The sequence below is a fragment of the Rhodococcus sp. DMF-1 genome (assembly GCF_021441945.1).
In the GTDB taxonomy this organism is placed as follows: Bacteria; Actinomycetota; Actinomycetes; order Mycobacteriales; family Mycobacteriaceae; genus Rhodococcus; species Rhodococcus ruber.
In genome coordinates this window covers 864,061-888,161 of the sequence record NZ_CP090442.1, presented here as the reverse complement: position 1 = coordinate 888,161, position 24,101 = coordinate 864,061, and the positions used below count along the sequence as shown (strand labels likewise).

General features: G+C 71.9%; 25 protein-coding genes. 16 read left to right on the top strand and 9 right to left on the bottom strand.

Features of this window, described 5'->3' with window-relative positions:
• The first annotated feature begins 3 nt into the window (after window positions 1-3).
• Window positions 4-828, top strand: coding sequence for a shikimate 5-dehydrogenase (locus LZP97_RS04130; RefSeq protein ID WP_200903455.1), 825 nt, complete (start codon window positions 4-6; stop codon window positions 826-828).
• Window positions 829-838: 10 nt separating this feature from the next.
• On the opposite strand, the gene LZP97_RS04125 is transcribed toward LZP97_RS04130, so the two are convergent.
• Window positions 839-1,675 carry a sulfurtransferase gene (locus LZP97_RS04125; protein WP_040275878.1) on the bottom strand — a complete coding sequence of 279 codons (837 nt, stop codon included), beginning with the start codon at window positions 1,673-1,675 and terminating at the stop codon, window positions 839-841.
• An 80-nt stretch (window positions 1,676-1,755) separates the two neighbouring features.
• On the opposite strand from LZP97_RS04125, the gene LZP97_RS04120 reads away from it, so the two are divergent.
• From LZP97_RS04120 to LZP97_RS04110, 3 genes are all read left to right on the top strand, one after another.
• Window positions 1,756-2,943, top strand: coding sequence for a benzoate/H(+) symporter BenE family transporter (locus tag LZP97_RS04120; RefSeq protein ID WP_017681727.1), 1,188 nt, complete (start codon window positions 1,756-1,758; stop codon window positions 2,941-2,943).
• Window positions 2,940-3,416, top strand: a complete 477-nt coding sequence (locus LZP97_RS04115) for an acyl-CoA thioesterase (RefSeq protein WP_010595841.1) — start codon at window positions 2,940-2,942, stop codon at window positions 3,414-3,416. The genes LZP97_RS04120 and LZP97_RS04115 overlap by 4 nt, the downstream gene beginning before the upstream one ends.
• A 93-nt stretch (window positions 3,417-3,509) precedes the next feature.
• The gene (locus LZP97_RS04110) at window positions 3,510-4,682 is read left to right on the top strand and encodes a thiolase family protein (RefSeq protein WP_040275877.1); all 1,173 of its coding nucleotides are present in this window, start codon (window positions 3,510-3,512) and stop codon (window positions 4,680-4,682) included.
• Window positions 4,683-4,770: 88 nt separating this feature from the next.
• On the opposite strand, the gene LZP97_RS04105 is transcribed toward LZP97_RS04110, so the two are convergent.
• Window positions 4,771-5,241 carry an Lrp/AsnC family transcriptional regulator gene (locus tag LZP97_RS04105; RefSeq protein WP_010595839.1) on the bottom strand — a complete coding sequence of 157 codons (471 nt, stop codon included), beginning with the start codon at window positions 5,239-5,241 and terminating at the stop codon, window positions 4,771-4,773.
• Window positions 5,242-5,408: 167 nt separating this feature from the next.
• Here LZP97_RS04105 and pdhA point away from each other — a divergent pair, with 167 nt between their 5' ends.
• From pdhA to LZP97_RS04085, 4 genes are all read left to right on the top strand, one after another.
• Window positions 5,409-6,512, top strand: coding sequence for a pyruvate dehydrogenase (acetyl-transferring) E1 component subunit alpha (gene pdhA, locus LZP97_RS04100; RefSeq protein ID WP_010595838.1), 1,104 nt, complete (start codon window positions 5,409-5,411; stop codon window positions 6,510-6,512).
• Window positions 6,509-7,492: an alpha-ketoacid dehydrogenase subunit beta gene (locus LZP97_RS04095; RefSeq protein ID WP_010595837.1), complete on the top strand. Its 984-nt coding sequence runs from the start codon at window positions 6,509-6,511 to the stop codon at window positions 7,490-7,492. The genes pdhA and LZP97_RS04095 overlap by 4 nt, the downstream gene beginning before the upstream one ends.
• A gap of 10 nt (window positions 7,493-7,502) precedes the next feature.
• Complete coding sequence (locus LZP97_RS04090) at window positions 7,503-8,771, top strand: dihydrolipoamide acetyltransferase family protein (protein ID WP_010595836.1); 1,269 nt, start codon at window positions 7,503-7,505, stop codon at window positions 8,769-8,771.
• A gap of 96 nt (window positions 8,772-8,867) precedes the next feature.
• A complete protein-coding gene (locus LZP97_RS04085) occupies window positions 8,868-9,974 on the top strand; it encodes an MFS transporter (RefSeq protein WP_230831840.1) in 1,107 nt (368 codons plus the stop codon).
• Here the strand turns inward: LZP97_RS04085 and LZP97_RS04080 are convergent.
• From LZP97_RS04080 to LZP97_RS04065, 4 genes are all read right to left on the bottom strand, one after another.
• On the bottom strand, window positions 9,971-10,594 hold the full coding sequence (locus LZP97_RS04080) for an NADPH-dependent FMN reductase (protein WP_010595833.1): 624 nt from the start codon (window positions 10,592-10,594) through the stop codon (window positions 9,971-9,973). The two genes, LZP97_RS04085 and LZP97_RS04080, sit on opposite strands and share 4 nt — an antisense overlap.
• A 123-nt stretch (window positions 10,595-10,717) precedes the next feature.
• Entirely contained in the window at window positions 10,718-12,148 is a 1,431-nt protein-coding gene (locus tag LZP97_RS04075) for an NAD(P)(+) transhydrogenase (Re/Si-specific) subunit beta (RefSeq protein ID WP_010595832.1), read from the bottom strand.
• The gene (locus LZP97_RS04070; RefSeq protein ID WP_010595831.1) at window positions 12,145-12,492 is read right to left on the bottom strand and encodes an NAD(P) transhydrogenase subunit alpha; all 348 of its coding nucleotides are present in this window, start codon (window positions 12,490-12,492) and stop codon (window positions 12,145-12,147) included. The genes LZP97_RS04075 and LZP97_RS04070 overlap by 4 nt, the downstream gene beginning before the upstream one ends.
• Window positions 12,493-13,605 (bottom strand): Re/Si-specific NAD(P)(+) transhydrogenase subunit alpha, encoded by a 1,113-nt coding sequence (locus LZP97_RS04065; protein ID WP_040275874.1) that lies wholly within the window; start codon window positions 13,603-13,605, stop codon window positions 12,493-12,495.
• 259 nt (window positions 13,606-13,864) lie between these two features.
• Between LZP97_RS04065 and LZP97_RS04060 the strand changes: the two genes are divergently transcribed.
• From LZP97_RS04060 to LZP97_RS04040, 5 genes are all read left to right on the top strand, one after another.
• Window positions 13,865-14,230, top strand: coding sequence for a DUF488 domain-containing protein (locus LZP97_RS04060; protein WP_017680382.1), 366 nt, complete (start codon window positions 13,865-13,867; stop codon window positions 14,228-14,230).
• Between the two features lie 171 nt (window positions 14,231-14,401).
• Window positions 14,402-15,172, top strand: a complete 771-nt coding sequence (locus LZP97_RS04055) for an SIR2 family NAD-dependent protein deacylase (protein ID WP_040275867.1) — start codon at window positions 14,402-14,404, stop codon at window positions 15,170-15,172.
• Window positions 15,173-15,176: 4 nt separating this feature from the next.
• Window positions 15,177-15,617, top strand: coding sequence for an HIT family protein (locus LZP97_RS04050; protein ID WP_017680384.1), 441 nt, complete (start codon window positions 15,177-15,179; stop codon window positions 15,615-15,617).
• A complete protein-coding gene (locus tag LZP97_RS04045; protein WP_010595825.1) occupies window positions 15,614-16,486 on the top strand; it encodes a maleylpyruvate isomerase family mycothiol-dependent enzyme in 873 nt (290 codons plus the stop codon). The genes LZP97_RS04050 and LZP97_RS04045 overlap by 4 nt, the downstream gene beginning before the upstream one ends.
• An 11-nt stretch (window positions 16,487-16,497) precedes the next feature.
• Entirely contained in the window at window positions 16,498-17,121 is a 624-nt protein-coding gene (locus LZP97_RS04040; protein WP_040275862.1) for a Type 1 glutamine amidotransferase-like domain-containing protein, read from the top strand.
• A gap of 22 nt (window positions 17,122-17,143) precedes the next feature.
• Here the strand turns inward: LZP97_RS04040 and LZP97_RS04035 are convergent, their stop codons facing one another.
• On the bottom strand, window positions 17,144-17,461 hold the full coding sequence (locus LZP97_RS04035; protein ID WP_010595823.1) for a hypothetical protein: 318 nt from the start codon (window positions 17,459-17,461) through the stop codon (window positions 17,144-17,146).
• Window positions 17,462-17,589: 128 nt separating this feature from the next.
• On the opposite strand from LZP97_RS04035, the gene LZP97_RS04030 reads away from it, so the two are divergent.
• The 3 genes from LZP97_RS04030 to LZP97_RS04020 all read left to right on the top strand — a co-directional run bounded on the left by LZP97_RS04030 (window position 17,590) and on the right by LZP97_RS04020 (window position 19,714).
• Complete coding sequence (locus LZP97_RS04030) at window positions 17,590-18,111, top strand: hypothetical protein (protein ID WP_048772905.1); 522 nt, start codon at window positions 17,590-17,592, stop codon at window positions 18,109-18,111.
• A gap of 162 nt (window positions 18,112-18,273) precedes the next feature.
• The gene (locus tag LZP97_RS04025; RefSeq protein ID WP_010595821.1) at window positions 18,274-18,552 is read left to right on the top strand and encodes a GNAT family N-acetyltransferase; all 279 of its coding nucleotides are present in this window, start codon (window positions 18,274-18,276) and stop codon (window positions 18,550-18,552) included.
• Window positions 18,553-18,724: 172 nt separating this feature from the next.
• Entirely contained in the window at window positions 18,725-19,714 is a 990-nt protein-coding gene (locus tag LZP97_RS04020; RefSeq protein ID WP_017680388.1) for a rod shape-determining protein, read from the top strand.
• On the opposite strand, the gene LZP97_RS04015 is transcribed toward LZP97_RS04020, so the two are convergent.
• Together LZP97_RS04015 and LZP97_RS04010 are read right to left on the bottom strand one after the other, a co-directional pair.
• The gene (locus LZP97_RS04015) at window positions 19,715-22,549 is read right to left on the bottom strand and encodes an FtsW/RodA/SpoVE family cell cycle protein (protein WP_017680389.1); all 2,835 of its coding nucleotides are present in this window, start codon (window positions 22,547-22,549) and stop codon (window positions 19,715-19,717) included.
• Window positions 22,550-22,567: 18 nt separating this feature from the next.
• On the bottom strand, window positions 22,568-23,698 hold the full coding sequence (locus tag LZP97_RS04010) for a hypothetical protein (protein ID WP_010595817.1): 1,131 nt from the start codon (window positions 23,696-23,698) through the stop codon (window positions 22,568-22,570).
• Window positions 23,699-24,101 lie beyond the last annotated feature (403 nt).

Genomic DNA, 24,101 nt, shown 5'->3' with positions numbered 1-24,101 from the left:
CGCATGCTCTCGCGCATCACCAAGGACACCCGTCTGTGCATCTCGCTGTCGGGACGGCCGAGCAACATCGGCACCCGCTTCCACAACTACCTCTACGACGAGCTCGGCCTCGACTACGTGTACAAGGCGTTCACCACCACCGACCTGCCGTCGGCCGTGGCAGGGATCCGCGGCCTCGGCATCCGGGGGTGCGGGGTGTCGATGCCGTTCAAGGAGGCCGTGATTCCGCTGATCGACGAGCTGCACGACTCGGCGCGCGCCATCGAGTCGGTCAACACGATCGTCAACGAGGACGGCGTGCTGCACGCCTACAACACCGACTACCAGGCGGTGGCGGACCTGCTCCGCGAGCACGAGGTCGACCCGGGGATGCCGGCGGCCGTCGCGGGCAGCGGCGGGATGGCCAAGGCCGTCGTGGCGGCCCTGCGCGACAGCGGGTTCACCGACGTGTCGGTGATCGCCCGCAACGAGGAGACGGGAGCCGCCCTGGCTCGGCAGTACGGGTTCGACTGGCACACCGAGCTCGACGGACGCACGCCGGGACTGCTCGTCAACGCCACCCCCGTCGGGATGACCGGTGGTCGCGAATCGGAGCAGCTGCCGTTCCCCGCGGCCGCGGTGGCCGCCGCGTCGACGGTGTTCGACGTCGTGGCGATGCCCCCCGAGACACCACTGATCCGTGCGGCCCGCGCGCACGGGCTGCCGGTGATCACCGGCGCCGAGGTCATCGCCCTGCAGGCGGCGCAGCAGTTCGCGCTGTACACCGGGGTGACCCCGACGCCCGAGCAGGTGCGCCGCGCGTCGGAGTTCTCCCGCTCGCAGGGGTGATCGCGGGTCCTCACGCCCCGGTGGCGACCTCCCGGGCCGGGTCCTGGCACCACTGCGACCACGACCCCGGGAACAGCGCGGCCTCGATACCCGCCACGGCCAGTGCCGCGATGTCGTGGGTCGCGGTGATCCCGGACCCGCAGTACACGGCGACGGGACGGTCCCCGCACAGTGCGGTGAATCGTGCGGCGAGTTCCTCGGCGGATCGGAACGTGCCGTCCGCCCGGAGGTTGTCCGTGGCGGGGGCGCTGACCGCGCCGGGGATGTGCCCGGCGCGCGGGTCGACCGGCTCCTCGTCGCCGCGGTAGCGCGCGGCGGCTCGCGCGTCGAGCAGGGTTCCCCGCGCGGGGTATCGCCCGGCCTCGTCGATGTCGACCGTGGGCAGGTAGCCGCCGCGCAGGGTCACCGAGCCGGACTCGACGAATTCGCCGGGGCCCGCCGCCAGAGCACGGCCCGTCGCCGTCCACAGCGGCAGCCCGCCGTCGAGCAGGCGCACGTCCTTCAGACCCGCCCAGCGCAGCAGCCACCAGGCGCGGGCGGCGGCAAGGCCCCCGGTGTCGTCGTAGACGACGACGGTGTCGCCGTTGTCGATCCCCCACCGGCGGGCATGGTCCTGCAGCCGGGCGACGTCGGGCAGCGGGTGCCGGCCGCGGCCGGGGGATCCGCGGTCGGCGAGTTCGGTGGCGAGGTCGACGTACACCGCTCCGGGGATGTGGCCTTCGCGGTAGCGGTCCTCGCCGTCCGGGTCCTCGAGCGACCATCGCACGTCGAGCAGCACCGGAGGCGTGCCCGCCTCGACGAGGTCGGCCAGCTCGTCCACGGTCATCAGCACGGGATCGGCAACCATGCCCCCGATCCTGACACGTCGGCGCGGGCGGTGCCGGGCGGCGCGGGCGGTGCCGGTCCGCTGCGGCAGAATTGCCGCCCGTGTCCGATGCCCCCGCGCCCAGTCGTCCCGACTCGCTCATCCGGCCGCTCGGGGCGGGCGTCGTCACCGCTCTCGTCGGGTTCACCAGTTCGTTCGCGGTGGTGCTGACGGGGTTGCAGGCGGTGGGGGCGTCGCCGTCGCAGGCGGCCTCGGGGTTGTCGGCGCTCTGCCTGACCCAGGGTCTCGGCATCCTGTGGCTGGCACGGCGGTTCCGCACGCCGATCACGCTCGCGTGGTCCACGCCGGGCGCCGCGCTGCTCGCGGGCACCGGTGTGGTGGCGGGCGGCTGGCCGGCGGCGGTGGGCGCGTTCGTCGTCGTGGGCGCCGCGATCGTCCTGACGGGGCTGTGGCCGCGCCTCGGCGCGCTGATCGCGGCGATCCCCGCATCGTTGGCGCAGGCCATGCTCGCCGGGATTCTCGTGCCGCTCTGCCTCGCCCCGGTCGAGGGCGTGATGGACGCGCCCGCCGCGATCCTGCCGGTGGTGGCGACGTGGCTGGTGCTGCAGCGGCTGCGGCCACGCTGGGCGGTGCCGGGGGCGTTCGGGGCCGCGGCCGTGGTCGTCGCGATCCATCTGGTGCGCTCGGGAACCGCGCCGGCGGCGCGGGAGCTGGTGCCGGCGCTCGAGCTCACGGCCCCGGCGTGGACGTGGCAGGCGTTGCTCGGCATCGCCCTCCCCCTCTACATCGTGACGATGGCGTCGCAGAACATCCCGGGCACGGCCGTGCTCGACTCGTTCGGTTACGCCACGCCGTGGCGGGCGGCGATGACGGTCACGGGGCTCGGCACCGTCGCGGGAGCGACGGCCGGTGGGCACGCGATCAATCTCGCCGCGATCAGCGCCGCGCTGGCGGCGGCGCCCGAGGCCGAGCCCGACCCGGCGCGCCGATGGGTGGTCGCGTGGTGCGCGGGCTGGTCCTACCTGGCGCTGGCGGTGTGCTCGACCGGGCTCGCGACGGTCGTGGCGACGGCGCCCGACGGTGTGGTGGAGGCGGTGGCCGGGTTGGCCCTGCTCGCGACGCTCGGCGGGGCGCTGGCCTCGGCTCTGCGCGACGCGCCGGAACGCGAAGCAGCGGTCGTGACGTTCCTGGTCGCGGCGTCCGGTTGGAGCATGTTCGGTATCGGATCGGCATTCTGGGCGTTGATGGTCGGACTTGCCGTCCGCGTGGGACTATCGTCAGGACGGTGACGAACCGCCAGCCGACGACGCCCGCCGCCGACCCACCCGTTCCCGCCCGGTTTCCGGTCCTGTGGCCGATGCAGACCCGGTGGGCGGACAACGACCACTACGGCCACGTCAACAACGTCACCTATTACTCGTACTTCGACTCGGCCGTCAACGGGTGGCTGATGGCCACGACCGGGGTCGACATCCGGGAGCTGGACGCGATCGGCGTGGTCGCGGAGACGTCGTGCCGGTATCTGGCGGAGCTGTCGTTCCCGGACCGGCTGCGCGTGGGCCTGGCGGTGGAGCGGCTGGGAACCAGCAGCGTGACCTATTCGCTGGCGATCTTCCGGGAGGACGGCGAGGGGGGTCTGCAGGCGGCTGCGACCGGGCGGTTCGTGCACGTGTACGTCGACACCCGCACGCGACGTCCCGTGGCGATCCCCAAGGAGATCAAGAAGGCGGTCGCGCAACTGGTGACGCCCCCGGCGGAGTAGTTCCCACCCACCAAGCATCCGCTTGGCATCATATTCATCTACCGGATTACACTCCGGGGCATCCGCACGTCCCCGACAGAGAGTGATCCGAAGATGCGCGATGCAGTCATCGTCGAAGCCGTCCGCACCCCCATCGGCAAGCGGGGCGGCGGCCTGTCCGGCGTTCACGCCGTCGAGCTGTCCGCCCACGTCCTGCGCACCCTCGCCGAGCGCACCGGCATCGACCCGAGCCTCGTCGACGACGTGCACTGGGGCACCGTGCAGTCCGTGGGCATGCAGTCCGGGAACATCGGCCGCATGGCGGTGCTCGGTGCGGGCTGGCCGGAGTCGGTGCCCGGCTTCACCATCGACCGGCAGTGCGGATCGTCCCAGCAGGCCGTCTCGACGGCGGCCGCCGCGGTGATCTCCGGCCAGGCCGACCTCGTCGTCGCCGGCGGCGTGGAGATCATGTCCGCGATCCCGCTCGGCTCCTCCGCGCCCGAAGGCACCGGGCAGATGGGCGGCCCGGCGCGCGAACGGTACGCCGACGAGCTCACCGCGCCCGGCTTCAACGGCCGCTTCAACCAGGGCGTCGGGGCCGAGATCATCGCCGAGCAGTGGGCCATCTCGCGCACCGAACTCGACGAGTACTCCGTCCGCTCGCACGAGCGTGCCGCCCGGGCCCAGGACGAGGGCCGGTTCGCGGACGAGATCGCGCCCTACACGCTGGCGGACGGCACCGTGATCGACTCCGACGAGGGCATCCGGCGCGGCTCCACCGTCGACAAGCTCGCCGGCCTGAAGGCCCCCTTCCGGGAGAACGGCGTGGTCACCGCCGGCAACGCGTCGCAGATCTCCGACGGCGCCTCCGGGCTGCTGATCACCACGTCGGAGCAGGCGAAGGCACTGGGGCTGACGCCGCTCGCGCGCGTGCACACCGCCGTCGTCACCGGCGACGACCCGGTCAAGATGCTCACCGGTCCGATCCCGGCCACCGCCCTGGCGCTGAAGCGGTCGGGACTCTCGCTCGGCGACATCGACGCGTTCGAGGTCAACGAGGCCTTCGCCTCCGTGCCGCTCGCATGGCAGCGCGAGACCGGCGCACCGAGCGAGAAGCTGAACCCCCTGGGCGGCGCGATCGCCCTCGGCCACCCCCTCGGCGCCTCGGGCGGTCGTCTCGCCGCGACCCTGATCCACCACCTGCGCCACACCGGCGGCCGCTACGGTCTGCAGACCATGTGTGAGGGCGGGGGCACCGCCAACGCCACGATCTACGAAATCCTCTAGCCCGCACGCCGAGGCGCCTTCCGGGTTCGGTCCCGGAAGGCGCCTCAGCGCTGCACGGAAGGCGCCTCAGCGCTGCGCGGAAGGCGCCTCAGCGCTGCGCGAGCCGCTCGAGCAGCGGCGCCGTGCGCGGACCCACCAGTTCGCGCATCACCAGCGCCATGTTGGTGCGCTCGACACCGGGGATCTCGAGGATCTGCCCGGCCAGCCGGTAGAGATCGTCGGCGTCCCGCGCGACCACCTTCACCGACAGGTCCGTCTGCCCCGTCATGCCGTACACCTCGGTGACCTCCGGGATCTGCCCGAGGGCCGCGACGACGGCGTCGAGCCGGTGCTGATCGACCCGGGTCGCGACGAACGCGGCCAGCGGGTAGCCGAGCGCCCGCGGATCCACCCGGCGCTCGAACGAGCCGAGAACCCCCTCCGCATCCCACCGCGCGAGCCGTGCCTGCACCGTGTTCCGGGACAGCCCGAGACGCTGGGACAACTCCACCCCGGTCGCCCGCGGGGTGCGCGCGAGCTCGAGCAGCATCCGGGCGTCGGTGGCATCGAGACTGGTCATGTTTCGCAGTATGACAGCGCCGGACCCCCCGAAACCGTGCTTGCTGCACAATCACGCGACGATCGATTGCGCACCTGCACCCCGCGTGGATCATGTGATGTACAACACAGGTTTGTCCGGGGCGCCTCACGAGGGCGACCGGTCCCGCCATAGCGAGGTGGTGCACGGTGGTCGACAAGATTGCCTACCCGATCCAGCTGATCCAGCCCGACGGTCGACGGGTCCACAATCCCGAGTACTCCGCGCTCGTCGCCGACGTCGGACCCGACGAACTCCGGGCCCTGTACCGCGACATGGTCGTCGTCCGCCGCCTCGACGCCGAGGCCACCGCGCTGCAACGGCAGGGCGAACTCGGACTGTGGGCACCACTGCTCGGCCAGGAGGCCGCTCAGGTCGGCTCCGCGCACGCCCTGCACCGCGACGACTACGTCTTCACCAGCTACCGCGAGCACGGCGTGGCCTGGTGCCGCGGCGTCGACCCCGCCGACATGACCCGGTTGTGGCGGGGCTGCGCCCACTCCGGCTGGGACCCGGCCGCCGTGAACATGACCAACCCCGCGATCGTCGTCGGCTCCCAGGGGCTGCACGCCACCGGCTACGCGATGGGCGCCCACTTCGACGGCGCCGAGATCGCCACCGTCGTCTACTTCGGCGACGGCGCGACGAGTCAGGGCGACATCGCCGAGGCGCTCGGCTTCGCCGTCGCATGGGGGGTGGGCGTGGTCTTCTTCTGCCAGAACAACCACTGGGCGATCAGCAACCCGGTCCACTCGCACAGTCCCGTCCCGATCGCGCAGCGCGCCGCCGGGTACGGAATGCCGGCCGTGCAGGTCGACGGCAACGACGCGCTCGCGGTGCTGGCCGTCACCCGCCAGGCCACCCGGCACGCACGGGAGGGCAGCGGCCCGTCGTTCGTCGAGGCCGTCACCTACCGGATGGGCCCGCACACCACCTCCGACGACCCCACCCGCTACCGCACCCCGGCCGAGGCCGAACTGTGGCGGATGCGGGATCCGATCGACCGGCTCCACCGGCTGCTCGAGCGCGAGGGCCACGCCGATGCCGGGTTCTTCGACGAGGTCGGCGCCACCGCGGACGAGGCCGCGGCCCGGTTGCGCGCCGGCACCCTCGGCGCCCGGGATCCGGAGCCGCTGAGCATGTTCGACCACGTCTACGCCACCGACCACCCGGCGATCGCCGAGGAACGCACCCGCTACCGCGACTACCTCGCCGGTTTCGAGAACGCGACCCACGAGGAGGCGCTGTCATGACCACCACCACCCTGGCCCTCGGCGCCGCCCTCGGCGCCGGACTGCGCCGGGCCCTCGAACACGACCGCAAGGTGGTGATCATGGGAGAGGACGTCGGCCGGCTCGGCGGAGTCTTCCGCGTCACCGACACGTTGCAGAAGGACTTCGGCGACAACCGCGTCATCGACACCCCCCTCGCCGAATCCGGGATCGTGGGAACGGCTTTCGGCATGGCGCTGCGCGGCTACCGACCGGTGTGCGAGATCCAGTTCGACGGCTTCGTCTACCCCGCGTTCGACCAGATCGTCTCGCAGGTCGCCAAGATCCACTACCGCACCGCCGGGCGGGTCACCGCACCGCTGACCATCCGCATCCCCTACGGCGGCGGGATCGGGGCGGTCGAACACCATTCCGAGTCACCCGAGGCGTACTTCGCGCACACCGCCGGACTGCGGGTGGTCAGCCCGAGCAACCCGGCCGACGCCTACGCGATGATCCAGCAGGCCGTCGCCCTCGACGATCCGGTGATCTTCCTCGAGCCCAAGCGCCGGTACTGGGACCGCGCCGAGGTCGATCTCGACGCGGAGCCGGAGCTGCCGCTGGACCGGGCCCGCGTCACCCGCGCGGGCACGGACGTCACCGTCGTGACGTTCGGCTCGATGGTCGCGACCGCCCTGCAGGCCGCGCAGATCGCCGAGACCGAGGGGCATTCCGTGGAGGTGATCGATCTGCGGTCCGTCTCGCCCGTCGACTTCGACACCGTCGAGGCGTCGGTGCGGCGCACCGGACGCCTGGTCGTGGTGCAGGAGGCACCGCTGTTCTGCGGCATCGGCGCCGAGATCGCCGCCCGCCTCTCGGAACGCTGCTTCTACCAGCTCGAGGCGCCGGTGCTGCGGGTCGGCGGATTCGACATCCCCTATCCCCCGGCGAAACTCGAGGCGCACCACCTGCCCGACCCGGACCGCATCCTCGACGCCGTCGACCGCAGCCTCGCGGCGTGAGGACCGGGACATGGAGCAGAGCGTGAGCGAGCGCGGCGACGTGGCGGGCGGGCACAGCGAGGTGTTCCGGCTGCCGGACCTCGGTGAGGGCCTGACCGAGGCGGAACTGGTGTCGTGGACCGTGGCCGTCGGGGACCGGGTCGAGCTCAACCAGGTGATCGCGGAGGTCGAGACCGCCAAGGCGACCGTGGAACTGCCGTCCCCGTACGCCGGGACGGTCGCCGAACTGCTCGCCGAACCCGGCGACAGCGTGCCCGTGGGGAATCCGCTGATCCGGTTCACTCTCCCCGGCGCGGGCGACGGCGGCGGACCCGTGCAGGTGCTCGTCGGCTACGGTCCGGGCGCGGCCCCGGCGAGCAGGCGCGCGGCACGCGCCGCGGCGGCGCCGTCCCCGCAGGCGCCGGCCGGGGCGCGGCACCGGCCGGACGCCAAGCCGTCCGCCCGCCGCGAGGCCCGGGAGCTCGGCGTGGATCTCACCGGGGTGACCGGCACCGGTGCGGGCGGGGTGATCACCGTGCCCGACGTGCGCCGGGCCGCGGAGGCCCGCGACACGCAGCCGCCGGAAGCCGGACCGCCGCGCGAGACCCGCACCCCGATCCACGGGATCCGCAGACGCACCGCCGCCGCAGTGGCGCGCAGTGCCTTCACCGCCCCGCACGTCACCGTGTTCCTCACCTGCGACGTCACGGCGACGGTCGAGCTCGTCTCCCGGCTCCGCGGCGCGGCGGCCTTCGAGGGGCGGCATCCCACGCCGCTCACCGTGGTGGCCAAGGCGCTGCTGCGGGTGCTCGCGCACCAACCGGTCCTCAACGCGGCGTGGGACGAGGAGCACCAGGAGATCGTCACCCGTCACTACGTCAACCTGGGCATCGCGACCGCCACCGACGCGGGACTGATGGTGCCGGTGATCCACGACGCCGACCGCCTGTCGCTGCCGGACCTCGCCGACGCCGTCGCCCGGGCGGCGGAGACGGCCCGCTCGGGCCGGGCCACCCCGGCGGAGCTGACCGGCGGCACGGTGTCGATCACCAACGTGGGCGTGTTCGGGGTCGACACCGGCACCCCCATCCTCAATCCCGGGGAGACCGCCATCCTCGCGCTCGGTGCGATCGGCCCGCGTCCGTGGGTGGTGGACGGCGAGCTCGCCGTCCGGCAGGTCACGACGCTGTCGCTGTCGTTCGACCATCGGCTCGTCGACGGTGAGCAGGCCGCGCGGGCGCTGGCCGAGATCGGCGCGATCCTCACCGACCCGGTGCCGGAACTGCTCGCCGGCATCTGAGGGCCGGTAGCGTCGGGACATGTGAGCGCTCACGATCTTCGCCGTGCCCGCGCGGCCGTGTTCGCGACCTTCGGCGTCAACGGGTTCCTGCTCGCGATGTGGGTGGTGCACATCCCCGCGATCGAGCAGCGCGTCGGCATCGACCACGCCACGCTCGGTTCCCTGCTGCTGGTCCTCGCGGCGGGCGCGATCGCGGGGATGCAGGCCACCGGTCCGCTCGCCGACCGGTTCGGCAGCGACCGCACCACCGTCACCGCGGCAGTGCTGCTGGCGGCGGCGACCGTCGGCCCCGGTCTGGCCGGCGCGGCCTGGCAGCTGGGTGCCGCGCTCGCGGTGTTCGGGTTCGCCAACGGCGCGCTGGACGTGTCGATGAACTCGCAGGCCGTCGCGGTCGAGCAACGCTACCGGCGGCCGATCATGGCCGCGTTCCACGGGCTGTTCTCGGTGGGCGGGGTGGCCGGGTCGCTGGTGGGGGCGGGCACCCTGGCGGCCGGGCTCGCCCCGGCGGTGGCCCTGGGCGGGGCCGGCCTCGTCGGCATGCTCGTCGTCGTGGTCGCGGCGCCGCACCTCGTGCGGGTGCCGCGCGTCGAGCACCGGCACGGGTCCGGCCCGCGCGGCGGATACTCGCGGCGGGTGCTGCTGCTCGGCGGGCTCGCGTTCATGCTGATGCTCAGCGAGGGCGTCGCCAACGACTGGAGTGCCCTGCAGGTCAAGGAACAGCTGGGCAGCCCGGACGCGGTCGCGGCGTTGGCCTTCGGGGCGTTCTCCGCGACGATGACGCTCGGGCGCTTCGTCGCGGACCGGGTCAGCGCCCGCGTCGGTGCCGTCGCCGTCGTCCGGTACGGCACGCTGCTGGCGGGGGCCGGGATGGGCACCGTCATCGCCTCCCCGTGGCTGCCGGTGACGCTCGCCGGGTGGGCGTTGTTCGGGCTGGGCCTGTCCGGGGCCGTCCCGCAGATCTTCAGCGCCGCCGGGAACATCGATGCCCGCGCCCCGGGCCGCAACATGTCCCGCGTCGTCGGCATGGGGTACATCGGGTTCCTGGCGGGCCCCGCCACCATCGGCTGGCTGTCGGAGGCGACCTCGCTCACCGTGGCGATGACGGTGCCGCTGGCGTGCGTGCTCGCCGCCGCCGCCCTCGCCGGCTCCGTCGGTGAGCGGAGCCGGCGCGCGCTCGAGCGGGTGGACGAATCGGTCGGCTAACGCGGCAGCACGGTCAGCACCCGCACGACGTGGTCGCGGAACTCGCGCATGTAGTTGCGGAGGAAGTCCTCGGTGCCGGCGTTGTGCACGCTGCCGTCGTCGCCGAAGACCTCGGGCGTGTAGTGGATGTACGCCTCCGGCGACGTCATCTGCCGGGCGTTGCAGAAGCTCAGCACGGCGCGCAGGCTCTGCTGCCCGACGGCGGTGCCGATCGCGCCGATGGACGCGCCGATCACGGCCGCCGGGATGTGATCGAACGAGTTCTGCCCCCACGGCCGCGACGCCCAGTCGATGGCGTTCTTCAAGGCGCCGGGAATCGACCGGTTGTACTCGGGTGAGACGAACAGCACCGCATCGACGGCGCCGATCGCGTCCTTGAGCGCCGCCCCCTCGGGCGGGTAGTTCGCGTCGTAGTCGGGGCTGTAGAGCGGCAGGTCCCGGATGGGGATCTCGACGAAGTCGAGATCGGACGGCGCGAGCCGGATCAGTGTCTTCGCCAGGATCCGGTTGATCGAGGTGGACGACAGGCTGCCGACGAAATAGCCGACCTTGTAGGTCCTGTCGGTGCCGGTCCGGGGCTGCTCGGTCCCCGAAGGCTCGGTCGCGGGGTGCTCGGTCACGGGACGCGTCCTTTCCGTCGGTGCGACGGGCCGGGCGCGGCCCGCCTGCCGCCTTCGACGGTCGCACACGAACGGGGCGTCCGCACGGTGTTCCGTGCGGACGCCCCGGGCGCGCCGAACTGCTTACAGCGCCTTGAGTTCCTCGGTGACCTCGGAGACCATCTTCTTCGCGTCGCCGAACAGCATGGAGGTCTGGTCGGCGGTGAACAGCGGGTTGTCGATGCCGGCGTAGCCGGAGGACATCGAGCGCTTGAGCACGATGACCGACTTGGACTGGTCGACGTTGAGGATGGGCATGCCGTAGATCGGGCTGGACGAATCCTGCCGGGCGGCGGGGTTGGTGACGTCGTTGGCACCGATGACGATGGTGACGTCGGTGCGGGAGAACTCGCCGTTGATGTCGTCCATCTCCTTGAGCGCCTCGTAGGGCACCTCGGCCTCGGCGAGCAGGACGTTCATGTGCCCGGGCATCCGGCCGGCGACCGGGTGGATGGCGTACTTGACCTCCACCCCCTTGTCCTCGAGCATTGCCGCCATCTCCTTGACCGCGTGCTGCGCCTGCGCCACGGCCAGGCCGTAGCCGGGCACCACGATGACCTGGTTGGCGTAGGCCATCTGGATCGCCGCGTCCGAGGCGGAGGTGGCCTTGACGGTGCCGCCCGCCCCGGCCGGGCCGGCGCCGGCGCCGCCGTCGCCGCCGAAGGAGCCGAACACGATCGCCGGGATCGACCGGTTCATCGCCTTGGCCATCAGGTTGGTCAGGATCGAACCCGACGCGCCGACGATCATGCCGGCGACGATCATCGCCTGGTTGTTCAGCGCCAGACCCGCGGCCGCCGCGGACAGACCGGTCAGGGCGTTGAGCAGCGAGATCACCACCGGCATGTCGGCGCCGCCGATCGGCAGCACCACGAACAGGCCCATCAGCCCGGCCACGACCAGCAGCGCCACGATCCACAGCGCCGAGGTGGGATCGTTGGCCGGATCGGCCGCGAGACCGATGTACACGGCGATCGCGATCGAGGCCAGCGCGAGCACGATGTTGGCCAGCTGGAAGGCCTTGGCCGCGCCGACGAGGCGGCGTTCGAGGTTCTTGTTCAGCAGCTCCTGCAGCTTGGCGAACGCCACCAGCGAACCCCAGAACGAGACCGAGCCGACGATCGCGGCGAACAGCGAGCCGACCACCACGTGCACCGTGGGCTCCTCGGCGAGGGTGGTGAACCCGTCCGAGTCGAGGAACTCCGCCCACGCGATCAGCGCGACGGTGCCGCCACCGACACCGTTGAACAGCGCCACCAGCTGCGGCATCGCGGTCATCTTGGTGCGCAGCGCCGGCGGCACACCCAGGACCACACCCACGGCCAGGCCGGCGACGATCCACAGCCAGTTGTCGGTCTCGCGGATGTCGATCAGCACGGCGACGACCGCGACGAACATGCCGGCCGCGGCGATGTAGTTGCCGCGCACCGCGGTCTTCGGGCCGGTCAGGCCCATCAGACCGTAGATGAACATCGCGAACGCGACGATGTACAGGACGGAGACGAGGTAGCTCATTTCGCGTCGGCTCCCTTCTCCGCCACCGCAGGCGCGGTCTGCGGTGTCACTGGCTTCTTGGGTTTGAACATGCCCAGCATGCGGTCGGTGACGACGAAGCCGCCGACGACGTTGAGCGTGCCGAACACCAGCGCCACGAACAGGATGACCTTGATGCTCCACGGCGCGCCGGCGGGCAGGTGGCCGAAGACCACCAGCGCACCGAGCACCACGATGCCGTGGATGGCGTTGGTGCCCGACATCAGCGGGGTGTGCAGCGTGTTGGGCACCTTCGAAATCACGGCGAAGCCCACGAACCCGGCCAGCACCAGGATCGCGATGTTCGCCAACAGTTCCGTATACATCTAGACGTTCTCCTTCGAGCGGGTCACGCACGCGCCGGCGAGGATCTCGTCGGAGAAGTCCGGGGCGAGCCTGCCGTTCTCGTCGAGCATCAGCTCGAGCAGGGCCACGACGTTCTTCGAATACAGCTGCGAGGCGTGCTCGGGCATGGTCGCGGGCAGGTTCAGCGGCGAGCAGATCGTCACCGCGTGCTTGACCACGGTCTGCCCCGGTTCGGTCAGCTCGCAGTTGCCGCCGGTCTCCCCGGCCAGATCCACCACCACCGAACCGGGCTTCATGCCCTCCACGGCGGCGGCGGTCACCAGCCGCGGTGCGGGCCGGCCCGGCACCAGCGCGGTGGTGATCACCACGTCGAAGCCCTTGATGGCCTCCTCGAGCGCCGCCTGCTGCTGCGCGCGTTCGTCCTCGGTGAGCTCGCGGGCGTACCCGCCCTCCCCGGCCGCGTCGATCCCGAGATCGAGCCACTGCGCCCCGACCGAGCGGACCTGGTCGGCCACCTCCGGACGCACGTCGTACCCGGTGGTGCGCCCACCGAGGCGCTTGGCCGTGGCCAGCGCCTGCAGCCCGGCCACCCCGACACCGAGCACCAGCACCGTCGCCGGCTTGACCGTGCCCGCCGCGGTGGTGAGCATCGGGAAGAACCGGGTGGACTCCGACGCGGCGACCAGCACCGCCTTGTACCCGGCGACGTTCGCCTGCGACGACAGCGCATCCATCACCTGCGCGCGGGAGATCCGCGGGATCGACTCGACGGCGAACGCCTGCACCCCGGCCGCGGTGAGCGCCCCGATCTGGTTCTCGGCGTTACGGGGGGCGAGGAACCCGATCAGGGTCTGCCCCGACCGCATCCGCGCGACCTCCGCGTCCGACGGCGGCGCCACCTTGAGCACCACGTCCGCCGACCAGGCATCCCCGATCCGCGCCCCGGCCTCGGCGTAGGCCTCGTCCGGGATCAGCGCACCGAGCCCGGCCCCGGACTCGACGACCACGTCGAGCCCTTTCTTGATCAACGACGGCACGATCATCGGCACCAGCGCGACCCGCCGCTCGCCGTCGTTGGTTTCCCGAACGACGCCGACGGTGGGTCGCGCTGTCACCGCACGTCCCGTACCCATATCCTCGGTTTCCAAAGTTTTCGACTCCTGCGTTGAATCGGCACCTCACCGCGATGAGCGGCGGGTCATGTGCGACGAGCGGCCGACTCGGGCCGTGCACTATGGGCGATGAGCCCAGTCAGACGTACCGCGCCCAGGTCGGGGGCGCAACCGTTCGGTTTCGTCTGAATCGAGTCCGAACAGTGAGTCGGTGCCAGAATGTGAGGTAGTTCACTTCACAATTCTGCCGTATCGGCCGTGAGGGAGGAGGCACGAGTCCATGGCACGTCGCAGTGTCGTCGTCGAGCGCGTCTACGACCATCCGGGCGACGAGGAGGCGTTCCGGGTGTTCGTCGACCGGCTGTGGCCGCGCGGCCTGCGCAAGGACGCGTTCCACCACGACGACTGGGCCAAGGACCTGGCGCCGTCGACCGGACTGCGCAAGTGGTACTCGCACGACGCGTCGCAGTTCGCCGAGTTCCGCGACCGGTACCTGACCGAATTGGACGGCCCGGACGCGCGGGCCGCGCTGGCGCGCGTCGACGCCCTGGCCGACGGCCGGTCGATCGTCCTGCTCACCGCGACCCGGGACGTCGAGCACAGCGGCGCCGCCGTCCTCGCGGAACGGATGCGGGGTGCGCGATGAACGATGTGCCGGACGCCGGCGGCGACCCCGTCTGCTGGATGCATCGCGTCTGTCCCGACTGCGGTTTCTTCCTCGAGGAACCGGAGGCCCCGTGCCCGCGCTGCGGCGCCGTCCTCCTCCACGACGAGAAGGGGACCGACGAGTCCGGTCCCGGCCCCCTACCCTGAACCGATGACCATTCCCCCTCCGCGGATCCTCCGTCTGGCCCGGCGTGCACGACGGATCGCCGTGCTCACGGGCGCCGGGATGTCCGCCGAGAGCGGCGTGCCCACGTTCCGCGACGCACAGACCGGTCTGTGGGAACGCTTCGACCCGGCCGACCTGGCGACCCCGGAGGCATGGGAGCGCGACCGCGCGTCCGTGTGGGCCTGGTACCAGTGGCGCGTGGCCCTGGTCCGGCGAGTGCAGCCGAACGACGGCCATCGGGCGCTGGCCGACTGGGGACAGGCCGTGGAACTGTCGATCGTCACCCAGAACGTCGACGACCTGCACGAGCGCGCCGGCAGTCCCGTGCTCTCGCACCTGCACGGCAGCCTGTTCTCGCCGCGGTGTGCCGACTGCGGCACGCCCGCCGATCCCCCGGAGGCCCCCACGGAGACGGTCGCCCGCCTCGACCCACCGGACTGCGGCGCGTGCGGCGGCGACGTGCGGCCCGGCGTCGTGTGGTTCGGCGAGCCGCTGCCGACCGGCCCCTGGGAGGCCGCCACCGCGTCCGTCCTCGCCGCCGACCTGGTGTTCGTGGTGGGCACGTCGGGGATCGTGTACCCCGCGGCCGGCCTGCCCTCGCTGGCTCGCCGGCACGGCGTCCCCGTCGTGGAGGTCAACCCCGAGGAGACCGGCCTGTCCGATCAGATGGACGAGGTCTGGCGCACCACCGCGGCAGTGGGCCTGCCGCAACTCGTCGCCGCAGTCGCCGCCGATCGGACGCCCCGCCTACAGTGAGCGGGTGAACTCCTGCGTGTTCTGCGCCATAGTCCGCGGCGACGGCCCGGCAGTGCGCGTGTACGAGGACGACGACGTGCTGGCCTTCCTCGACATCCGGCCCATCGCCCGGGGCCACACCCTGGTGGTGCCGCGGGTTCACGCACCCCGGCTCGACGATCTCGATCCCGGGCACGGCGCCGCATTGTTCCGCGCCGGGCAGCGCATCGCCCGCGGCATGCAACGCTCGGACCTCGCCGCGGACGGTGCCAACCTGGTGTTCAACGACGGTCGGTCCGCCTTCCAGACCGTCTTCCACGCGCATCTGCACGTGCTGCCGCGACGGCGCGGCGACAAGCTGCGCCTTGCGGCAGGACTGCTGCGGCGCCGACCCCACGACCCGGAGGCCACCGGCGCGGCGATCCGCGCCGGTCTGGCCCGTCTCGAAGCGGAGGACGCACTGTGACACACGGAAACACCCCGGCTCCCGGAAGCACTGCGCCGGATACGAAGGAGACGCCGGAGTTCCCGGTCGAACCGATCCGCACGCTGCTCCTCGAGCAGTTCGACGCCATCGACGGGCTGCTCGCCGACGTCCATGGGGACACCTGGTACACGCCCACCTCCCTGCCCGGCTGGACCGTCAAGGACATCACGGCGCACCTGATCGGAACCGAGTCGATGCTCGCCGGCGTCGAGACGCCGCACGTCGCGATCGACGTGCACGCCCTCGGCCACGTCCGCAACGAGATCGGCGCCTTCAACGAACGCTGGATCGAGTCCCTGCGCGGCACGCCGGGCGACGAGGTCCTGGCCCGCTACCGGGAGATCGTCGCCCGTCGCCGGGAGCAGCTCGCGGCCATGACCCAGGCGGACTTCGAGGCACCGGCGACGACCCCGGTCGGCCAGGCGACCTACGGCCGGTTCATGCGGATCCGCATCTTCGACTGCTGGATGCACGAACTCGACCTCCGAGACGCGCTCGGCGTCCCCGGCGACGAGGGCGGCGCGCGCGCCGAACTCGCGTCCGCGGAGATCTTCGGGGCCCTCGCATTCGCTGTCGGCAAGCTCGGCAAGGCTCCCGCCGGGTCACGGATCACGTTCGAGCTGAGCGGCCCGCTCGCCCGCACCGTTCACGTCGAGGTGGACGGCCGGGCCGCGGTCGTGCCGGCCCTGTCCGGTCCGGCGACGAGCACCGTCGCGATGGATTCGCGCCTGTTCGTGCGGCTCGCCGGCGGCCGTGTGCACGCGTTCGAACACCTCGACGAGATCGCCCTCGGCGGCGACACGACGGTCGGCCGGCGGATCGTGGACAACCTCGCCTTCGTGATCTGAGCGGCAGCTCCGTGCGGCTGTTCCTGTCGTCCTACCGGTTCGGCGCGGACCCCGGGTTGCTGCTCGGGGTCACCCGAGGCCCATGCCCGATCGCGGTGATCGCCAACGCGGCCGACGCGTGGCCTCCCCGGGCCCGCGACTCGGCGGTGGCGAGCGAGCTGGCGCCGTTGCGCGCACTGGGATACGAACCCGCCGAGGTGGACCTGCGGGACCACGTCGGCTCGCCCGAGTCGCTGCGAGCCGCGCTGTCGCGGTTCGGGGCGCTGTGGGTGCGCGGCGGCAACACGTTCGTGCTGCGCACGCGGCTCGCCCTGTGCGGCGGGGACGAGATCCTCACGGACCTGGTCCGTTCCGGCCGGACGGCCTACGCGGGGTACAGCGCGGGGGCCTGCCTGGTGACGCCGTCCCTGCGCGGTCTCGAATTCTCCGACGACCCCGGCGAGGCGGACGTCGTCTGCGGGGTTCCGGCCCGCTGGGACGGTCTGGGGTGGGTGGACTACGCGATCGTCCCGCACGCCGGGGACTCGGCCCTGGCCGACGCGGGCGTCGCACGGACGCTGGAATATCTCGCGCAGCAGCGGCTGCCGTTCCGGGCACTCGACGACGACGAGGTGATCGTCGTGGACGAGGCGTGAGTGGGCGTACCGGCGCGGTCGCTCACGGGCCGCTGCTCGCGTGGACGAACGGCGCGAACCGGTCGAGGGAGACCCAGGCCGTGCGGCACCGGCGGGCGGTGACCTCGTCGGCGCGGGCGAGCAGGATGTCGAGCAGTTCCCGGGGATTGTCCCGCCAGCGCAGCACGAGTTGCCGTTCCTCCTCGTCCGACAGCGCCGCGACCCGGCTCGCCGCCGCGGCCCAGTCCGCCACGTTCCCGTGGTGAAGGCTCTCCAGAGCCTGGTAATCGACCCGCCGCGAGAGGAATTCGTCGGACAGGGCGCGGACGAGTCGTGCGTCCGACAGCACGGATGCGGTCATACGGCACCTCCTTCGAACGACCGTTGACGTTAGTGACCTGCCACAACCACCCGATCGCACCGGCGGCACGATTCGGTAACAGAGTGACTGGTGCGACTGATGTGACTTCCGCTGTTAGCATTCCTACGGTGGAGACACTGACCGACCTGCTCACGAGCGGTGCGGCGCCCTGGTGGGCCGTACCGGTGGGACTCGCGGCCGGCGTCCTGCTCGGCGTCTTCGCCACCCGGATCGGCGCGCGACCGTCGCGGCCGGCCGCCACCGTCGCCGCGCCCCTGCGGGCGGCCGATCGCGCCTTGCAGGTCCGCTTCCTGCACGCCGCCGACAGTGTCTACAACCATCTGTTCGAGGCGGATCACTCGGCCCTCGCCGAGGCCGACCTCGCCGAAGCCCTGCAGTCCGACGACCTGCACCTGCGTTCCGTCGCCCGCGGCATCGTCGACCTCGACGCGATCGTCAACGAGATGCGGCTGTCCGCCCCCGAGCCGGTGCTCACCGCCGCGGTCGCCCTCTTCGGCTACCTCACCGCCGTCTCGAGCGACGGGACCGACGATCTCGACGAGTTCCGCGACCGCTACCTGGCGCGCAAGTCCGCGTTCGTCGACGCCGTCCGCGCGGCCCACCCCCCCGCCGGCCAGGTCCCCGCCTGACCCCGTCGCCGCCGTCGCCTGCATCGCGTCACCACCACGTCACCACTCGTACCGGCCCGCCCGCGACACAGGTCCACAACCAGAACATCGCATCCCACCCCGGGCCCATTACCGGCTCGGGCAGATCCCACTGCCCGCGTGCAGGCCGGTAGGGTCGATGGTGTGACCAACGACGAGCACCGCATCGAACATCACCCCGGCCAGTCCAGGTTCGCGTTGTACACCGGGGACACCCTCGCCGCGTTCGCCGACTACACCGACTCGGACGGGGTGCGCGACTTCGACCACACCGTCACCCAGCCCCAGTTCCGCGGCCACGGACTCGCCGCCGAGGTGGTCCGCCACGCTCTCGACACGACCCGCTCGGAGGGTCTGAAGATCGCGGCCTCGTGCTGGTACGTCGCGAAGTTCCTCGACGCGAACCCCGAATACCGCAACTGACCCGCAGCGGATCCCGGGACGCGGGTTCCCGGCGGCGTCGGGCTCGGGCTCGGGCACGGGCACGGTCGGCGACGAACGGACGTCCTCGTCGGTGACACGCCATATCCGCCCCCGCGGAGCCGGTGCTGCGTAACATCGAGACGGTCTCGGTTCGAACCCTTCGGAGGCCGACATGGGTGGACTCGGAATCGATCTCGGCACTGCCAACACAGTCGTCGCCACCCCCGAAGACGGCGTCGTCTTCAACGAGCCGTCGTTCCTGCTGGTTCGCACGAAGGACCCGCATCGCGCACTCGCGATCGGTCAGGATGCGCGTGATCTGGTCGGTCGCACCCCCGTCGGCATCACCCCGGTTCGCCCGATGCGCGACGGCGTGATCGTGGATCTGGAGTCGGCCCGCACCTTCGTCACGGCCGTCGTCAAACGGGTTGCCCCGCACCGGTCCTACGGTCTGCGACCGAAGGGTGTGATCTCGGTTCCCGCAGGGGCCACGCCCCTCGAGCGTCGCGCGGTGCTCGAGGTCGGACACGAGGCCGGCCTTCGGAAGGTCGGTCTGGTGCCGGAGCCGGTCGCCGGCGCCCTCGGCTGCGGCATCAACCCGCTCGAGGCACGTGCCCACCTCGTCGTGGACATCGGCGGCGGCACTTCGGAAGTCACCGCGATCTGTTTCGGCGGCATCCTCTCCCATCGCAGTTGCCGACTCGCCGGAGACGAACTGACCAACGCGCTGTACCAGTACCTGCGCGCGGAGCACAAGATCGTCGTCGGCGAGCTCACCGCCGAGCGGGCGAAGGTGGCCACCCCCGGAACGCCCGACGGGCAGGCCCTCGTCGTGGAGGGACGCGATGCCGTCACCGGCCGCGCCCGGCTGGTCACGCTCGAGACCGAGGAGATCGTGGATGCGTTGCGACCCACGACGGCGGGAATCGTGCAGACCTTGACCGACTGCCTCGAGGACCTGCCCGCCCAGGCGATCGGCGACGTGATGTCGGAGGGGCTGCTCACCATCGGTGGCGGGGCGATGCTGCGCGGTCTGTCGCAGCTGCTCGAGGAGGCCTTCGGGTTCCCGGTGAAGACCGCGGAGCGTCCCCTCACCTGCGTCGCGGAAGGCGCCAAGGCCTGCTTGGAGCACCCCGAGGTGGTGGCGGCGTACAGCAGCTGATCACCGATTCGACTCCACGACCGGCGGTGACGGGAAGTACCACCGCAGGAGTCTCTCGACCACCGGCCCGGCGGTCGCCGACCCGAACCCGCCGCCGCGCACCAGCACCGACACCACGATCTCGGGCGCGTCCAGGGGCGCGACCGCGGAGAACCAGGCGTTCAGACCCTCCCCGGGTGCCGACGGATCCTCCGCCGTGCCGGTCTTGGCGCCCGCCTGCACCGGCAGATCGGCCAGCTGCCCGGCCGTACCGGCCGACGCCGACGCCCGCATCCCCGCCCGAACGGGGTCGAGCCGGTCGGCGAAGGGCAGCCGGCGCGGCTGCGCCGTGGGAATCGGGATGTTGTCCTCGGACCCGTACGCCGCCGCGAGCCGAGGGGTGACCATCGCACCGGTGGCGATGCCCGACGTCCACCGCGCCACCTGCAGCGGGGTCGCGCTGACGGTGCCCTGGCCGATGCCCATCAGCAGGGTGGAGCCCGGATACCAGGTGGCCCCGATCCGTGCCACCGACTCCGGCGTGCCGAGGAAACCTTCGGCCTCGCCCGGCAGGTCGATTCCCGATCGCTGCCCCACGCCGAGTTGCCCGGCGACCGCGGCGATCCGCTCGGGACCGAGGAGCTCGGCCAGGCGGTAGAAGTAGACGTTGTCGGACCACTGGATCGCCTGCAGCAGGTCGTGCGGACCCATCGGCTGCCAGTTCCGGAAGGTGTGCCCGCCGTAGGTGTAGGCCGCGCCCGTGGCGATCACGGTCTCCGGTGCCAGAACCGGGTTCTCGGCGTTCGCGGCGGCGGTGACGATCTTGAACGTCGACCCGGGCGGTGCGGCGGTCTGGGCGACGTGGTTGACCATCGCCCCCGGTCCGGACGACTGAGCCTGCGCCGCGAGGGCGACGAGGTCGGCCGGCGGGCCGTAGGCGTTGTTGTCGAATCCGGGCACGCTGGCCATCGCCCGTACCGCTCCGGTGCGGGCGTCCATCACGATCGCGGCGCCCAGGTCGCCTCCGCTGGTGCGGACGGCCTCGGTCAACGCAGTGGTCGCCAGGTCCTGCAGACCGATGTCGAGGTGCAACCGCAGGTCGTGTCCCCGTATCGGGTCCACCCGCGTGCCGGGGGCGACCGGACGTCCCGTCGGATCGACGTACATGCACTGCTTGCCGTCGCTGCCGCGCAGCAACGCGTCGTACTGCTTCTCGAGTCCGGCCTTGCCGACCCGCGATCCGAGCGCGAGATGCGGCCAGCGTTGCATGTCCTGCTGGTCGGCGACCCCGACATGGCCGAGTACCGACGCGAGCGTCGCGCCGTGCGGGTACGTCCTGCGGCCGGACGGGGCGACGAGGATCCCGGGAAGTCGCGCATTCACGACCTGCCGAGCCTGTTCGGGCGCGACCCTGCCGACGAGGACCTGCGGTTCCCCTTCGGCACGTCCACCCATCACCTCGGCCAGTTCGTCCGGGGAGAGGCCGATCAGCGCAGCGAGTCGCGGGCGCGAGTCCGCATCGTGCTCGTCGAACACCTCGGGCAGGACGGCGACGGCGTACTCCGCGGCGTTCAGCGCGAGCGGCACACCGTTGCGGTCGACGATGAGACCGCGCTCGGCGGGCAGCCGGATACAGCGCATCATCTGCGCCTCGCCCGCGGTGCGCAGCTCCGCACCGCGGACGTGTTGCAGCTGCCAGGTGACCATCGACATCGCGACGAGCGACGCTGTCAGGCCGACGGCCCCTGCCGAGACCCCTCGCAGTCGACGGTGCCGTCGCGGGTCCGGACGCCACAGCGGCCGCGCGACGCCGTCCCTGCGCACCGCGAGTACCAGTCCGACTGCCACGAATGCGACGACCGCGGCAGTCCCCCCGTAGCTGAACAGGGGGATCGGCATGCCGGTGTGCGGGATCAGCGACAGACTCGCACCGATCGATACCAGGGCGTGGATCCCGAACGACGCGCCGATCCCCGCCGCGACCAGCGCCGCCTCACGGGTCCGGGCGGTGCGGGCGGCGAGGACGGCCCGCCATACGATCACCGTGGTGGCCACCACGACTGCCAGGCCGGCGAACAGTCCCCATCCGTACACGACGCTCGCGAAGGCGAGATCGTGTTCCGATTCCGGGAGATAGTCGGCTCTCACCTCGTACAGGGGGTCTCGCGCCAGACCCCACCAGCCGCCGCTGCCGATGGCGATGTCCGCCTGCAGTGCGGCCCACCCCGCCCCGCTCGGGTCGACGTTGCTCGACAGGAACACGTGCACGCGTTCGAGTTGGTAGGGGCGGAGGACGAGAACGGCGAGCGGCAGCGACGCGACTCCCACCGCGAACAACGGCAGCAGGGGCAGCAGCGGCACCCTGGCCAGGATGAGCATGACCATGACCGTCGCGACGAGCACCAGGGCAGTCGACAGGTCCGGTTGCAGCGCGACGAGCGCGATCGGTACCCCGGTGGCCGTCAGGGCCGCCACGAACCGGCCGAGGGTGAAGCCACCGGCCAGGATGCCGGCCGGGACCAGCACGACAGCGAGTTTGGCGAGTTCGGACGGCTGGACGGTGAACACGCCGAAATCCAGCCAGCGCTGGGCGCCTTTCGTCGCGACCCCGGCGAGCGGTACCGCGGCCAACAGCACGGTCGCCACGGCGAGCACCGTCCACCCGAATGCTCGCAGGTCACTCGTCCGCAGGCGAGAGACGACGCGCATCAGGACGAGACCGGCCGCGGCGAACAGTGCGTGCCGAACGGCGTGCGACGTCATCCCGATCGCGGTCAGATTCAACAGGCCGAGCACGACCAGGACCACGGCCGCGGTTACGAGCCACGGATCGGATTCCCGCCGGCGTTCGGCCATGTCCCCTCCTCCGCCGCCTCAGCAGGTCGCGTTCTCGGCGGGCACCGACAGCGGCTCCGAGGCGGCTGTTGCCGGGGCGCTGGTCACCGCGGCGACAGCCAGCGCCCCACCGGGTGGCAGATCCGCCCAGCTGATTCCGTACACCTCCTCATCGCCCGGCTGGGCGGCCAGCGAGACCTCGGCGCTCGCGCCGACCGCGCCGGAACATCTGTCGTAGACGTTCAGCGCCCAGGTCACGGTGCCGACACGTGCCGCGGAGTCGAGGTGTACGTCGACGCGGACGGCGCACATGCGTCCGGGCGCGCACTCGCCGTTGGCGAAGGTGGCGGTGACCAGCCTGATCGGTCCCGCGCTTGCCGGCGCACCGACCTGGACCGGTCCGGGGGCCGTCGTGCCTGCGCTTGCTGCCGGCTCGTCTCGACCGCCCACGGGTTCGGGCGGCGGAGGCGAGACCGGCTCGATCCGGTTCGGCTCCGCCGTATCCACCGGGTTGAGGACGGCATCCCAGCCGCGGCGCAGCTCCGCCCACACCCGCGGTGCCGCCCACAGCGTCCCGACGAGAATCAGGAGTGCGACGAGACCGAGAACCCCCTGCCGTCGCGACGGCCGTCTCCGCCGGCGATGCCACCCACTGCCGGCCGGTGGATACCAGCCGGCCGGTGCGAGGGACGTTCCGGCCCCGCTGCCCGGGCCCCGCGGTGCAGCCGCCCGCGCCACCACCGGATCGTCCGGAACGCGGCGCCCCGCCACCACCGCGACGAGCGCGGCGAGCTGGCTCCGCACCCGGGACTCCTCGGCCGGGTCGCGGTCGGCTGCGACCACGCGACGAACCCGGTGCATCAGGTCCTCGAGATCTGTTGCTTCGCCGATCGATTCGCTCACCCGGTCGGCCCATTCCGGACAGCGGCAGCTCGTCACGATGCTGCCGAGCAGCCTCGCCACCGACTCGTCGGCTGCGTGCCCGTCCGTCGCGCTCCCGTTCCATGCGATCGTGAGCCGTCCGGTCTCGGACACCGTCACGGCGTCGTCCCGCAGCCGGCTCGGACCGCCGCGCTGACGGCGTTCGACCCGGCAGATCAGATCGTCGACGAGCAGTGCGGTCTGCGCTCGGGTCAGCGCGGCCACCGCGAGAAGACGCCGGAGCGTCACACCGTCGCCACGAGTCTCGTCGCCGAGGACGGACGGGTCCCATCGGGGTTCGACAGGCTCACGCCTTCTCCCCGGGAGCTCTGTCACCGCTTCGCTCATCGTGCACCCCGAACCGCTGCGCCGCCCGTACAGGTCGCAACCGGGACGGGCGACGGTGAACCATGACTTGGGATTGGTCGTTGTCGAGTTCCACTACCCCTGGGGTCTCCATTCAACTCCGACTCGCGCTGGCGGACATGCTGTTTACTCATCCGAGACCCGGTCGGTCCCGTCCACCGACTGCATGCGGGCTGTATGTCCGACCGGCCGTCCGCCGGGCGGGCACACGCGTTCGCTCCCGATCCGCGCAGCCCGCCCGAAACGGGCACCGCGTCGCGTCCCGGACCGGTGGCGGCATCCCATT